This window comes from Rothia koreensis, assembly GCF_052232265.1.
Taxonomy (GTDB): Bacteria; Actinomycetota; Actinomycetes; order Actinomycetales; family Micrococcaceae; genus Rothia; species Rothia koreensis.
The window spans coordinates 2226329-2239533 of the sequence record NZ_CP197643.1 but is presented as its reverse complement, the minus strand read 5'-3'; the positions used below and the strand labels follow the sequence as shown (position 1 = coordinate 2239533).

General features: G+C 64.1%; 11 protein-coding genes. 4 read left to right on the top strand and 7 right to left on the bottom strand.

Annotation, left to right across the window (positions count from 1 at the left end; translation table 11 throughout):
• Positions 1-122 precede the first annotated feature (122 nt).
• Positions 123-599: an RDD family protein gene (locus tag ACTSLZ_RS09965; protein WP_443094912.1), complete on the top strand. Its 477-nt coding sequence runs from the start codon at positions 123-125 to the stop codon at positions 597-599.
• Between the two features lie 90 nt (positions 600-689).
• Here the strand turns inward: ACTSLZ_RS09965 and ACTSLZ_RS09960 are convergent, their stop codons facing one another.
• From ACTSLZ_RS09960 to lipB, 3 genes are all read right to left on the bottom strand, one after another.
• Positions 690-1436 carry a DUF4191 domain-containing protein gene (locus tag ACTSLZ_RS09960; protein ID WP_397556151.1) on the bottom strand — a complete coding sequence of 249 codons (747 nt, stop codon included), beginning with the start codon at positions 1434-1436 and terminating at the stop codon, positions 690-692.
• A gap of 166 nt (positions 1437-1602) precedes the next feature.
• Positions 1603-2610: a lipoyl synthase gene (gene lipA / locus ACTSLZ_RS09955; RefSeq protein ID WP_443094911.1), complete on the bottom strand. Its 1008-nt coding sequence runs from the start codon at positions 2608-2610 to the stop codon at positions 1603-1605.
• Positions 2611-2663: 53 nt separating this feature from the next.
• The gene (lipB, locus tag ACTSLZ_RS09950) at positions 2664-3344 is read right to left on the bottom strand and encodes a lipoyl(octanoyl) transferase LipB (RefSeq protein WP_178979993.1); all 681 of its coding nucleotides are present in this window, start codon (positions 3342-3344) and stop codon (positions 2664-2666) included.
• Between the two features lie 132 nt (positions 3345-3476).
• Here lipB and ACTSLZ_RS09945 point away from each other — a divergent pair, with 132 nt between their 5' ends.
• Positions 3477-5084 (top strand): protein kinase domain-containing protein, encoded by a 1608-nt coding sequence (locus ACTSLZ_RS09945; RefSeq protein WP_443094910.1) that lies wholly within the window; start codon positions 3477-3479, stop codon positions 5082-5084.
• Positions 5085-5087: 3 nt separating this feature from the next.
• On the opposite strand, the gene ACTSLZ_RS09940 is transcribed toward ACTSLZ_RS09945, so the two are convergent.
• The 4 genes from ACTSLZ_RS09940 to ACTSLZ_RS09925 all read right to left on the bottom strand — a co-directional run bounded on the left by ACTSLZ_RS09940 (position 5088) and on the right by ACTSLZ_RS09925 (position 10532).
• Positions 5088-5438 (bottom strand): hypothetical protein, encoded by a 351-nt coding sequence (locus ACTSLZ_RS09940; RefSeq protein WP_129315826.1) that lies wholly within the window; start codon positions 5436-5438, stop codon positions 5088-5090.
• 144 nt (positions 5439-5582) lie between these two features.
• Complete coding sequence (sucB, locus tag ACTSLZ_RS09935) at positions 5583-7382, bottom strand: 2-oxoglutarate dehydrogenase, E2 component, dihydrolipoamide succinyltransferase (RefSeq protein ID WP_178979990.1); 1800 nt, start codon at positions 7380-7382, stop codon at positions 5583-5585.
• Between the two features lie 68 nt (positions 7383-7450).
• Entirely contained in the window at positions 7451-8824 is a 1374-nt protein-coding gene (gene lpdA, locus ACTSLZ_RS09930; protein ID WP_129315824.1) for a dihydrolipoyl dehydrogenase, read from the bottom strand.
• A 187-nt stretch (positions 8825-9011) separates the two neighbouring features.
• Positions 9012-10532 carry a leucyl aminopeptidase gene (locus ACTSLZ_RS09925; RefSeq protein ID WP_443094909.1) on the bottom strand — a complete coding sequence of 507 codons (1521 nt, stop codon included), beginning with the start codon at positions 10530-10532 and terminating at the stop codon, positions 9012-9014.
• A 255-nt stretch (positions 10533-10787) separates the two neighbouring features.
• Here ACTSLZ_RS09925 and ACTSLZ_RS09920 point away from each other — a divergent pair, with 255 nt between their 5' ends.
• Together ACTSLZ_RS09920 and ACTSLZ_RS09915 are read left to right on the top strand one after the other, a co-directional pair.
• Entirely contained in the window at positions 10788-11717 is a 930-nt protein-coding gene (locus tag ACTSLZ_RS09920) for a proteasome assembly chaperone family protein (protein ID WP_129315822.1), read from the top strand.
• Positions 11718-11857: 140 nt separating this feature from the next.
• Positions 11858-13204 carry a hypothetical protein gene (locus ACTSLZ_RS09915; RefSeq protein ID WP_443094908.1) on the top strand — a complete coding sequence of 449 codons (1347 nt, stop codon included), beginning with the start codon at positions 11858-11860 and terminating at the stop codon, positions 13202-13204.
• The last annotated feature ends 1 nt before the right edge of the window (position 13205 follow it).

Genomic DNA, 13205 nt, shown 5'->3' with positions numbered 1-13205 from the left:
GGCTGTATCCGAATTGTTTCGGACGTGTAAATTCGGGCGACGTCGTGTGCACCACCGCAACGGCGTGAACGCTGTCTAAACCATAACCCGTATGGCCGAACCACCTTGGATATCCTGGAGCTATGGCATCTTCCCGACCCCCTTCCGAATCCAGTGGTCCGCAGGGCCAGCAATCATCGAACCACGCCTCCGGGGAACGCTCGGAGTACCCGGGTCAGCGGTTCGGGAGGCCGGAGGGCGGCCGGGGTTCCCTGGCCACCGTGCCGTGGAGATTTCTTGCGCTCGTCATCGATTGGCTGATCTGTCTGGGAATCTCTTCGGTCCTCTTCGGGTCGGGAGATTCTCTCGTGCATTCGTTGGCCACGTCCGGGATTTTCTGGGTGTACCAGGGACTGTTGGTCGGCTTCATGGGGCACACGCTCGGTCATTTTCTCTGCGGGATGCAGGTTCAGACCGTTGACGGCAGGCCGGCGGGATTCGGCAAGGGTTTCATCCGGGGCCTCCTGGTCACGGTGATCATCCCGATTCTGGTGGTGGACGAGGACGGCCGTGGGTTGCAGGACAGGGCCATCGGTACAATCCTTGTGCGCATCCGCTGACTGATCCATCGGTCCGCGCGCGGCGACGAAAGACGAAAAGGGGCCCCGACCGTCATCGGTCGGGGCCCATCCACGGTGAGGAACGCCGTCTTATCGTCCGCGGAGTCCCTTGCGGTCCGGACGGGCCTTCATGGGGTCAACGCCCTTGGGCATCGGCATGCCCTTGTTCAGCGAAGCCAAACGGTTGCTCACCGCGTGGACCTCCTGCTGGGTGAGGTTCTTCGGGTACTTCTTCATGACCTTGGTGATCTTCTTCAGCGGGGTCTGGCCCTCGCCATTGCCGGCCTTGATCACGTGGATCGGAACGTTCGGGGCAACCCGGTTCAACTTCTTCTTCTCCTGCGCAATCAGGGAATTCACCCGTCCCGCGGGTCCCTCCGTCACGAGGACGACGCCCGGTCGACCCAACGCCCGGAACACGAGGTCCTGGGTTCGGGGATTGACCGCGACCGGTTGCTCCTCGACGATCCAGCCACGGCGCAACGTGGACAGTGCAGCGCCGGCCGCGCCCGTTTGGCCTTCGATCTGACCGAAGGCGGCCCTCTCCGCCCTCCGGGACAGGATCATCACGCAGACCAGGACCGCAACGGGCACGCCGATGATCAGCCATGTGATCCAGTTGTGGAACAGGACCCCCACGAGCAAGAACACCAGGAGGGTCACCAGACCGGCGAGAAGGAGGATCCAGGTGATGTTCGGATCCGACTTCCGCGTCATGGTGAAGACCTGCTTCATCTGTGCGAAATAGCCCGGCTTGGACCCCTTTTTCTTTCGCTTCTCCTCGCGCTTCTCCTCACGCGTGAGCTTGCCGTTCTTGGCAGACTGGGACGACACGATTTTTCCTCAATGCAGTCGGGTACGGGCGGCGCCGGTGTGCCCGGCATTCGCGACCATTCTACGGGAGTGTCCGAGACTCGCGAACTCGATGCGACGACGACGCGGCCCCGGGCGGAAGAGCCCGGGGCCGCGTCGTCGCCATCCTGCCGTGGCGGAGGACGGAAGGTCAGAGTCCGGCCGCCACCAGGGAAGAAGCTTCCTGGCGCGCCGAACCGGTGTCCTGAATGTGTTCCAGGTGCTCTGGGATCGGCCGCCCCATCTTGTCCATGGCGCGAGCCCAGAGGCGACCGGCACGGTAGGACGAACGAACCATCGGGCCCGCCATGACCCCGAGGAAACCGATCTCTTCCGCGGCCTCGGAGAGCGCCACGAATTCTTCGGGCTTGACCCACCGGTCGATCGGGTGGAACAGCGGGGACGGACGCAGGTACTGGGTCAGCGTGATGATGTCGGTCCCGGCGTCGTGCAGGTCGCAGAGCGCCTCGTAGACCTCATCGTTGGTCTCACCCATCCCGAGAATCAGGTTGGACTTGGTGATCATCCGGCGTTCCTTGCCGTGCGAGATGGTGTCCAACGACCGCTCGTAGGTAAAGGCCGGGCGGATCTTCTTGAAGATGCGCGGAACGGTTTCGACGTTGTGCGCGTAGACCTCCGGACCGGCATCCACGATCATGTCCAGGCGATCCGGCTTGCCCTGGAAGTCCGGAATCAGAATCTCGACACCGGTATTGGGGTTCTGCTCGTGGATCGCTTCGATGGTCTTCGCATAGTGCATGGCCGATCCGTCCGTAAGATCGTCGCGAGCGACGCCCGTGACGGTGGCATACCGCAGGTCCATCTGCTGGATGGAGCGAGCGACCTTGGCGGGTTCCAGGGGATCCAGGGGAGCGGGACGCCCCGTCGCGATGTCGCAGAAGTCGCACCGGCGCGTGCAGGTGTCTCCGGCGATCAGGAACGTGGCTTCCCGGTCCTCCCAGCATTCATAAATATTGGGACAGCCGGCTTCCTCGCACACGGTGTGCAGCCCCTGGCTCCGGGCCATCTTCTTGAGCTCTTGGTATTCGGGCCCCATCTTGGCGGTGTTCTTGAGCCACGAGGGCTTCTTCTCAATGGGGACCTCGGCGTTCCGCGCTTCCACGCGGAGGAGCTTGCGTCCTTCTGGGGCGATGGGCATGGTCTCTCCTTCGATGTCCACGGCTCGCCGCAAAGCGGCTGGCGAGTCATTGATCAGGCCGTAGCCTCTTCGCCACGCGGAACGAATTGCGCTGCCAAGCGGTCCGCATTGGCCAATAGTTCCTGTTCAACTCGGTCAACAACGTCGCTCGGCGATATGTTCCGCTGCAGCTGCTCGCTGATGGTGGTGACCGAAGCGTCAGTGATCCCGCACGGGATGAAATTGGAGAACGACCCGAGGTCGTTGTTGCAGTTCAGGGCGAACCCGTGCATGGTCGTGTTGCGCGAGACCCGGATCCCGATCGCGGCGATCTTCTTGTCCGGCTCGATGCCTTCGCCAAGGACCCAGACGCCGGAACGTCCCTCGACGCGTTGTCCGTCAATGCCGAGATCACGGACGACTTTCATGAGAATTTCTTCCAGGATCCGGACATAGCGAACGACGTCGATAGGTTCCGGAAGTTTGAGGATGGGGTAGCCCACCAGCATTCCGGGCCCGTGCCAGGTCAGTTTCCCGCCCCGGTCGATGGGGACCACATCCGTGCCGTCGTTCGGATACTCGTGCTTCTCCGTGCGTTTGCCGGCCGTGTATACCGGCTGGTGTTCGAGGAGCAGCACGGTGTTGTCCTGTTCCTCGTTGCTGACGCGGTGGTGGATCTCCTCCTGAAGTGCGAGGGCCTCACGATAGTCCACGTACTCGGGTGCGAGACCGACCCGATTCATGACCAATGACATGTGACCAGCCTACAACTGGGCTTCGGGCGCTCTAAATCGCATGTCGACGAAATGCGCGAAGATGCGGGAGGCCTGTGGATAACGTGATCATTCTCATGATCGAGGGTGTATTTCTGAAGCATGGATCGAAGCATGGTGGAGACGCCCGAGGCCGCCGACCTCGCGGCGGCGGATCTGGACAGGTACCGACTCATCAAAAAGGTGGGTGAAGGCTCAGGGGCCTCGCTCTGGTACGCGCGGCTTCGGGAGGCAGGCGTGGACGGAGCCCTGCCTGCCGCCGGAATCACGTCCCGGAACGAATTCGAGCGTGCGGCCCGGCACCGAGCCAGCACGGAACGGTTGATCACGATCCATCCGCGCCCGGGCGGAAAAGCAGCGGCCTTCGAGAATGCGCCCACGATGTGGGCGTCGGAGGTCAACACGCACCGGAGTTCGATGCGGCACCCGCACATCCTGCACACTTATGAAGCCTCCGCGAGCGATCCGTTCCTGCCCTTCCTCGTCCTGGAATTCCCGGAGGGCGGTTGCCTCGACCGGGTGCTGCAGAGCCGCCGGAGACTCGAGCCGGAAGAGTGTGCCGGGGTGGTCGCGCACGTCGGCCGGGCCCTGTCCTGGCTGCACCGTCAGGGCCTGGTCCACGGAGGAGTCGATGCCTCCAACATCTTTCTGACCAGGGGAGCGGCGTCCGTGGTGATGCCTCCGTGGCCGGATCCGTGGTCGGGTGGAGGCGGCGCTCCGGGATCCGCGGGAACGCCCGCGGATGATGTCCTCCGTTTCGCGGAGCTCACCTGGAGGATGCTGACCGGTCGGAGCCCAGGCCCGTGGGAACATCGGATTCCATTGCCGATGAGTTGCCCGAGCGCGACAAAGAATGTGGTCCAGGTGTTGGAAGCGGCTCTGGACCCCGATGCGTCGGCCCGCCCCGAGGCGCAGGAGCTTGCGCTGGTGGTACGGGGAGCATGGGATGCCCTTCCCATCGACCTGCATTCCACGGCCGATGCCGACTTCGCCCCTCGCCTCCCGGCAAGGCCAGGGCCATCGAGGGGACGTTCTTTGACGCGCGGAGGTGTGACGGTGAGGAAGCCGGATGTCGAACCGACGGCATCCAGGGGACGGGCTCGGGTCGCCGCGAGGCTTGGCCCGCTGTCCAGACTTCGGTGCCTTGCGCCGTTGGTGCACGCCGCACGACGGCGGTGGAAGGCCATGGTGATAGGGCTCCTGCTGGTCGCCGCCGCGGTCCACGGTGCTTCTCGCCCTCTGCCCACCTCGGACAAGGCGCCTCACCCGAGGGATGTCGAGGAAGTCTCGCCGATATTCGCGGCACCGACCGTCGATGGTGGGGGCGACCCAACCGACACGCATGAGCCGGCGGGAGCCGCCGAGGCCGTCGAGCATCTGGTCGCGGAGAGGGGCAAGGCGCTCAGGGACAGGGACCCTTCACTGATCGGAGGATATGCCGTGGCAGGCAGCGACGTCGAGAAGGCAGACAGGGACTGCATCGATACCCTTCGCTCCAGATCGGTGGTGTGGGGCGACCTCAGGACCCGAGCCGAGGACATCGTGGTCGAAGAGGAAAACGACAGCCTGGCTCGGGTCAGGGCGAAACTTGTCGTCTCCGGGTGGGAAAAGACCACTCCCGGCGCGCAAGGAGCCGGTGGCACGACCCAAAGCATCCGTCTGCATCTGGACCGGGCCACCGGCTCCTGGAGAATCAAGGCCGTGGAATCTGTTCCGAACTGAGACCTAGTTCCACAAGGTTGCGACCGCGATATTGATCAGGCTCAAGCCACCGACCGCGTGCGCAATTCCCGTGGGTACCTCTTCGCCACGCTTGTACTTGCGCTGACCAATGAAGGCGACCACGGCGATCACCAGGCCGATGACCAGCTTGACTCCCAGCTTCGCGTGGTTCACCGCGCCGCCTTGCATTTCGAGCATTCCGAACATGATCAGGCCGGTGACCACCTGAAGGAGTGCCGCATAGTACTGTGCCGGCACCACTCGCGGAGGCTTGAAGTAAGCCACCCACAGGCCGAAGACCAGGGCCGCTCCTACGATGTGCAGAAAGAGGAGAACTGACATGAGAAAAGACATGCCTTCATTTTAGTCTCGTGCGACGGTTTTGCTGACGCAGTGACACCAAAATGTGCGCGGGGTCGCACCCGAGGCCGAAACCGACGAAAGCGGCCGCTCCCAGGGAAGGGAACGGCCGCTTTCGGGGATCTGTCGATACGACTCCTAGAGTCCGACCTCGGACTCGAAGTTGCCGTCCTCCAGACGCTTCTTGAGGGTCTGGAGGAAACGGCCGGCGTCGGCACCGTCGACCAGTCGGTGATCATAGGTCAGCGACAGGTAGCACATCTGGCGGACGGCGATCGTGTCATTGCCCTCGGCGTCGGTGACGACGACGGGACGCTTGACGATCGAACCGGTTCCAAGGATTCCGACCTGGGGCTGGTTGATGATCGGGGTGTCGAACAGGGCACCGAAGGAGCCGATGTTCGTGATGGTGAACGTGCCTCCGGAGAGCTCATCCGGTCCGATCTGCCCCGACTTGGTCCGCTCGCCGACATCGGCCAGCTTCTTGGCCAGACCAGCCAAGTTCAGGTCTCCCGCGTTGGAGACCACGGGAACCAGCAGACCGCGCTCCGTGTCCACCGCGATCGCGATGTCCTCGGAGTCGTGGTACGTGATTTCCTTGGCCTCGGCGTCGTAGGAGGCATTCAGCTTGGGGTGCTGCTGGAGCGCCTCGGCCACAGCCTTGGCGAAGAACGGGAGGAACGTCAGCTTGGCGCCCTCGCGAGTCTGGAAGGACTTCTTCGCACGATCGCGCAACTTGGACACGCGGGTCATGTCGACCTCGGTGACCTGCGTCAGCTGGGCCGACACGTCGAGGGATTCCTTCATCCTCTTGGCAATCGTCTGCCGGATGCGCGGGGCCTTTTCCTTCTTGCCTCGCTTCTCCGTGTCCACGGCGGGTGTCGGAGCCGGAGCGGAGGACTGGGAGGATGCGGCGGGTGCCTCGGAAGCCGGTGCCGGCTTCTCCGAGGGAGCAGCCGCCTTCTTGGCGTCGATCGCGGCCTGGACATCCTGCTTGCGAATGCGTCCGCCCACACCGGTGCCCTCGATGGTCGAGAGATCGATGTCTTCCTGCTTGGCCAGTTTGCGAACCAACGGGGTCACATAGATCTCGCCGGAGTTCTTCGTCGAGTCCGAACCCTGGGATGCCTGGTTCGAGGCGTTGTCCTCGGCCTTGGGCGTCGCGGTCGGCTGTTCTTCCTTGACCTTCTCCTGGGCGGGTTCCGCGGACTCCTGCTTGGGTTCCGGCTCAGCCTGGGGAGCGGATTCCTGCTGGGGAGCCTCGTCCTGACCGGAGGAGTCCGAGGAGCTCGAGGGCGCCGATGCTCCCTGGTCCCCGACGATGGCCAGAACCTGACCGACCTCGGCCTCTTCGTCTTCGTCGACCTTGACCTCGAGCAAGGTGCCGGCAACGGGGGAGGGAATCTCGGTGTCGACCTTGTCGGTCGAGACCTCGACCAACGGCTCGTCGACCTCGACGGTGTCGCCGACGGACTTGAGCCAACGGGTCACGGTGCCTTCCGTGACGGACTCCCCGAGAGCAGGCAGGGTGACCTCCTGGCCTTCCCCGCCGGCGGAACCGGAAGATTCCTGAGTGTCCTCGGCCGGTGCCGAAGGTGTCTCCGCGGCAGCCTCTTCCTGCTCGGGCTGCTCGGCCGGTGCTTCTGCGGGCTGTTCCTCAGCCGCCGGTTCCGGTGAATCGGAGGATCCGGAAGCTCCCGATCCGTCGCCGATACGCACCAGAGGAGCGCCGACCTCGACCTCTTCGTCCTCGTCGACGAGGATTTCCTCGATCGTGCCCGCGACCGGGGACGGGATCTCGGTGTCGACCTTGTCGGTCGAGACCTCGACCAACGGCTCGTCGACCTCGACGGTGTCGCCCACGGACTTCAACCAGCGGGTAACGGTTCCTTCGGTTACGGATTCGCCCAGTGCGGGCAGTTCTACGGTTTCAGACATCGTCTCTTCCCGTTCTCCTTGTGAATAGTGCCTGTGTAAGTTCTGGCGATCTGCGGACGAGCCCGGTGCTAACCGTGCAGGGGGTGACCGGCCAGGGCCATGGCCGCCTCACCCAGTGCCTCGTTCTGGGTCGGGTGCGCGTGAATGAGCTTGGCGACATCCTCAGGGTATGCCTCCCAGTTGACGATCAACTGGGCCTCACCGATCTGCTCACCGATGCGCTTGCCGATCGCGTGGACACCCACGATGGGGCCTTCCTTCTCGCGCACGAACTTGATGATGCCGCCGGTTCCGAGGATCGAGCTCTTGCCGTTTCCTGCCAAGTTGTATTCGGCGACCTCGATGTTGTCGTCGCCGAACTTCTCCTTGGCCTTGGGCTCGGTATAGCCCACGGAGGCGATCTCGGGGTCCGAGAACGTCACCTTGGGAATGTTGATGTCCTCGACGATCACGGGGTTCTGGCCCGCGATCTCCTCGGCAATGAAGATGCCCTGCTGGAAACCACGGTGGGCTAGCTGCAGGCCGGGGACGATGTCGCCGGCCGCGTAGACATTGCCGACGCCGGTGTGGAGGCGCTCATTGGTGATGACGAACCCTCGGTCCATGGTCACGCCGGCTTCTTCGAATCCGAGTCCTTCGGTGTTCGGACCGCGTCCGACGGCGACGAGAACGATGTCCGCCTCGAATTCCTTGCCGTCGGTCAGGGTGACCTTGGCGCCGTCGTCGTCCTGTTCGACCTTCTCGAAGAAGGTCCCCAAATTGGACTTGATCCCGCGCTTCTTGAAGCTGCGCTCGAGAACCTTGATGATCGAGGGGTCCTCGTTGGGAACCAGGTGGGGCAGTCCCTCAATGATGGTGACGTCCACGCCCATCGCCTTCCACATCGAGGCGAATTCGGAGCCGATCACGCCGCCGCCCAGGATGATGGCGGACTTCGGCAGGTAATCCATTTCGAGGGCCTGGGTCGAGGTCAGGATGCGGCCGCCGATCTCCAGGCCGAAGGTTTTCGAGACGGATCCGGAAGCAAGAATGATGTTCTTTCCGGTGTATTCGGTCCCGTTCACCTCAATGGTGTTTTCCCCGGTCATCTTGCCGGCGCCGTCGATCACGGTCACGCCGCGCATCTTCAACAGGCCCTGGAGACCCTTGAATTTGCCGGCAATGATGCCGTCCTTGTAATTGCGGATGGCACCCATGTCGATGCCCTCGTACTTGACCTTGACGCCGTACTTCTCGGACTCACGGGCCTCTTCCGCGACTTCAGCAGAGTGGAGGTACGCCTTCGTGGGGATGCAGCCCCAGTGGAGGCATGTTCCGCCGACCTTTTCCTTCTCGATCAGCCCGACGCTGAAACCGAGCTGAACGGATCGAAGAGCGGCAGCATAACCGGCGCTGCCGCCGCCAAGAATGAGAATGTCGAAAGCATTTGCCGAATCGGCCACGTGAAACGCTCCCTCGCGCGTTGGGTACGGGCTACTTCACTGCCCGTCGCTGATGATGAATCGATCCCACCTTATAACTCAGGTCGGCTCCGACTCCACTTATTGACACCTTGACACAAAGGGCGCCCTGGAGAGGCTACTCACATCCCCAAAGCGCCCCCGGTGTGCCGTCCGGCGTGAACAGGTCCTAGTCAGCCAGATCCTCGATCAGACTGACCAGCGTGCTCACGGAAGCGCCCGTGCCGTTCTTGGGCACGAAACCATAGGGCGAGCCCTCGTTGTAGGCGGGCCCGGCAATGTCCAGGTGGGCCCAGGGAATCTTCTTCCCTTCGGATTCACCGACGAATTCCTGGAGGAACAGGCCGGCGATGAGCATTCCACCATTGCGACCCGCGCCGATATTCTTCAGGTCGGCTGCCTCGGTATTCAGCTCGCCCCTCATGTGCGGGGGCAGGGGCATCGGCCAGAACTGTTCGCCCGCGCGTTCGGAGGCTTCGATGACCCGGCCCCGGAGCTCTTCTTCACCCATGACGGCCGAGTGGCGCGTGCCCAGGGCGACCATTTGGGCTCCGGTGAGCGTCGCGACGTCGAGCAGGTAGTCCGGATCCGATTCGGACGCGTAGGCGAGCCCATCGGCCATGACGAGTCGGCCTTCCGCGTCGGTGTTGAGGACCTCGACCGTTTTTCCGCCGCGCATGCTCAGCACGTCATTCGGTTTGGTTGCGGTCCCGGAGGGCATGTTCTCCGCGATGCACAGGTACCCGGTGACGCGGACGGGCAGCTCGAGCTCCCCGGCGGCGGCGACCGCGTTGAGTACGGCGGCGGCTCCGCCCATGTCGCACTTCATGGTCATCATGGATGCGCCGGGCTTCAAGGAGATGCCGCCCGAATCGAAGGTGATGCCCTTGCCGACCAGCGCGACGCTCTTTCGCGCATTGTCGGGGTTGTAGTCGACCTTGACGAGTCTCGGGGTCCGTGCCGAGCCCCGCCCGACGCCGAGAATGCCTCCGAACCCGCCGGCCTCCAGGTCCTTCTCGTCGAGAATCTCGCACGTCACGTGGTCGATTCCGCTGACCCGCTCGACCGCGCGATCGGCGAAGGTCTCCGGGTACAGGTCATTGGGAGCCTGGTTGACGAGGCGGCGAGCGTTGTCCACCGCTTCGCCCAGGACCAGAGCTCGGGCCAGCGCCTCATCGGCGGCCTCCCGGTCGATGCCGCTGACGATCGCGACGTCGGATACCGGGCGCCGAGACCGGATTTCCTCGTCAGTGCGCTGCCCCGGGTCGAAGAAGGCCCCGTAGGCGGCACCTTCGGCAAGTGCCGCGACTTCCGAGAGGCTCTCTGCCGGCAGGTTCAGCGCAACCGAATCCAGCCCGATGAGCTGTCGGACGGCGCTGCCTGCGGCCGACCGCAGGGCATCCAGCCGTCCGGGGCCGGTCCGAGGCAACGAGCCCAGCCCCGCGAGGGCGATCAGGCCCGGGCCTTCGTCTCCATAGCCCGGAAGGCGCTGGAGGCTGTCTTCGGCCCCCGTGACGCCCAAGTCCCCCAGGCTGGCTTCGATGGCGTCCGCGCTGTCGGCGTCGAGGACGGAAGGGGCCAGCTCGGGCCCGTTGTCGCCCTTGACGACGCCGATGACGAGGGCTTGCGCCTCAATGGCGTCGGCATCCGGGCTGATGACGGAAAATGCGAGGTCGGTGGACTCAGTCAAACCATGCTCCTTGCTGTGAACGGTGGATACGGAAGCGATTCCGCTGTGGGCGAGTCAATGCGCCCTGCCTCACAGCGTTGCGGGAAATACTCAGCTCATTGAATTTGTTGTAGTCGTACAAGGATTTCTGCTGGTTCCCATGCTCCAGCCTAGGCGTTGCGCTTGGTGGATGGAGAGGAAGGCGGGGATAATTTGCCAGAAGCAGCCGGACCGTCGTCAGGACGGCCGACTCGAGACGAGGTGAGGGGTAAGCCGATGCAAGATCCACAGAAGCTGTATTTGGGTCACCAGGGTCTGCTGAACGACCCGCGGCTCAAGGGACTCGACCTCGTGGTCTCCCTCACGGGTTTTGCCGAGGCCGGATTCACCGCACAACAGGTTTCGGAAGCGATCCTGGCTGAATTGGACGCCGAAGAAGTCGTCGAGTTCGACGTCGATCAGCTCTATGACTACCGGTCGCGTCGGCCGCGAGTCCGCTTCATCGAGGACCACTTCGAGGACGTCAGCATGCCGGAGCTGAAGCTGTATGCCGTGACCGACGGCCTGGGGCAGCCGTTCCTGCTGCTCGCCGGCCCGGAGCCCGACCTGCAGTGGCAACGGTTCAGCGAAGCCGTGACAGAGCTTGCTGAAAAGCTTCGGGTGCGTCTCGTCGCGTCCGTCGCTTCGATGCCGATGCCGGTTCCGCACACGCGTCCCCTGCCCGTCACGGCGCACGGCAACCGACACGACTTGATTCAGGGAATCTCGCCGTGGAAACCCCTGGCCGAACTGGGGGCATCCGCCGGGCACCTGCTCGAGGTCGAATTCGGGCGTCGCGGTTTCGACACCGTCGGTTACACCGTTAACGTGCCGCAGTATTTGTCCGAGGCCGAATTGCCGCAGGCCGCCGTGACGGCCTTGGAGCATCTCAGCGCGGCCACCAAGCTGAACTTGCCCACCGACCACCTCCGGGAGGCGGGACGCGACGTCGAACAACAGATCAACGAACAGGTCGGAAGTTCGGCAGAGGTGCAGGGTGTCGTGAGCCATTTGGAGAAGCGATACGACGAGACCATCACCGAGTCCGGCCCGCGGTCCCTGTTGGCGCGGGACGAATCCGAGATTCCCGACGCAGACGAACTCGGGGAGACCATCGAGCGTTTCCTGGCGGAGCACGAGGACAATGACAGCGAACCCGGTTCCTGACCGTCCGCTCAACCGCGGGAACGTGAAGCCATCTCCACAGGGAGGTGGCTTCACGTGTTTAACGGGAGGTTGTCCACGTCCTGGGACCCTTGGCGAGATCTCGGGTCTGCCCTCCGCAAGGGCTGAGGCATGGTGAGGGCATGAACCGACCAATGACACCGGGTGCGTACACCGCGGCGGACGAAACACCGGCCAGAGAACCGGAGGACATTCTGGCCTACATGGTCTATGCCCTGGGGTACTGGCCCGAAGAATCTCTGATGCTCGTTTCAGCGACGGACACCGAATTGCGTGGTTGCGCCCGTATGGACCTGCCGTCCCACCCTGAACAGTTGCTGGAATGGGCCGACGGGTTGCATCGGATCGTCGAAACCCTGGTTTCGTCGCCTGCCACCACCCGAGTGTTCGCGGCCGTGTTCACGAGCGGATCCGGCCTCGACCTTTCCGCTGCCGAGGAGACGGACGCAACGAGCCCGACGCGGCCGGGCGTTCCCCGTCACGCCGAAGGGGTCTCGGCTATGATGGTCGCGCTCCGAAGGTGCGCGGATCTCGGAGTCTCGAGAGAAGGGCTGTGGGTCGTCGACCGGGCCCACGGGTCCTGGGGGAGTGTTGTCGAGGGGTTCGGCCCCCTCCCTGGGAACCAGGGAGCGGACTCCGTGCGACCAGACGAGCGCTCTGCCGGAGCGACAGGCCAGTGGTGGCCGATCCTGTACGGCGGGGAGACGAGCGCAATCCTCGAAAGTCCACTCGGCGCCGCCCTGGCCTTTCGGGGGCTTGTCGTGCGGGAGTCGGAGGTGGCCGTGATGGACGACCGGCGTCTGCCCGGTCGATGGGCTCTCGCCTCGGCCATCGGAGACCAGGCGGCCGCATCGCTGAAAATGCGGTACCGGGGCGTCCGCGATCGTGGCCGACAAGCGGATGGCGCCGATCATCTGGTCCGCCATGCGGTGGACAGACTGACTTCGTTCTTCGACGCACCGCAGGATGTTCGAAGCGCGGCGTACTCGGCCACCGCAGCTCTGAGAGCCGAGGACTGTGCCTCGGCCGCGAGGTGGTTGGAACGTTCGGTCGGGCCGTCCGATCTCTTGTCCTCTGTCTTGTTGGACGTCGGCAGGGCCGAGCAGAACGCTGGGCCTCGTGATGCCTTGGCTCTGCGGCGCGGCCCGGCCATGGCGACGTCGGAGGACGAGGCCGCACTCATGCGGGGAGAGCGAGGCACGCCCCCGCCTGTCGAACGGATTCGAGCCCTCAGGGTGGTTCTCAACGCGGTGGAACATCTGGAGGCCGGACCCGTCGTGGACGATGCTCATGTGGCGAACGCCTGTCTGAGCTGGTTCATGGGCCTGAGCAGCCAGGCCGGGCGGTACCTGGACGTGGTGCGCACGCAGCGGGCCAGGGCGGCCGCCGTCAGGTTGCGTGTCGCGATGAACGAGCGCCCCTTGCCCACGTGGCTGGCGGGCTTCAGGAACGGAGCAGGTCAGAAATAGG

What these genes read in the sequence shown, in the direction of transcription:
- ACTSLZ_RS09965 (WP_443094912.1), top strand. Translation starts at nt 123, where the DNA reads ATGGCATCTTCCCGACCCCCTTCCGAATCCAGTGGTCCGCAGGGCCAG.
- lipA (WP_443094911.1), bottom strand. Translation starts at nt 2,610, where the DNA reads ATGCCCATCGCCCCAGAAGGACGCAAGCTCCTCCGCGTGGAAGCGCGG.
- lipB (WP_178979993.1), bottom strand. Translation starts at nt 3,344, where the DNA reads ATGTCATTGGTCATGAATCGGGTCGGTCTCGCACCCGAGTACGTGGAC.
- ACTSLZ_RS09945 (WP_443094910.1), top strand. Translation starts at nt 3,477, where the DNA reads ATGGTGGAGACGCCCGAGGCCGCCGACCTCGCGGCGGCGGATCTGGAC.
- ACTSLZ_RS09940 (WP_129315826.1), bottom strand. Translation starts at nt 5,438, where the DNA reads ATGTCTTTTCTCATGTCAGTTCTCCTCTTTCTGCACATCGTAGGAGCG.
- sucB (WP_178979990.1), bottom strand. Translation starts at nt 7,382, where the DNA reads ATGTCTGAAACCGTAGAACTGCCCGCACTGGGCGAATCCGTAACCGAA.
- ACTSLZ_RS09920 (WP_129315822.1), top strand. Translation starts at nt 10,788, where the DNA reads ATGCAAGATCCACAGAAGCTGTATTTGGGTCACCAGGGTCTGCTGAAC.
- ACTSLZ_RS09915 (WP_443094908.1), top strand. Translation starts at nt 11,858, where the DNA reads ATGAACCGACCAATGACACCGGGTGCGTACACCGCGGCGGACGAAACA.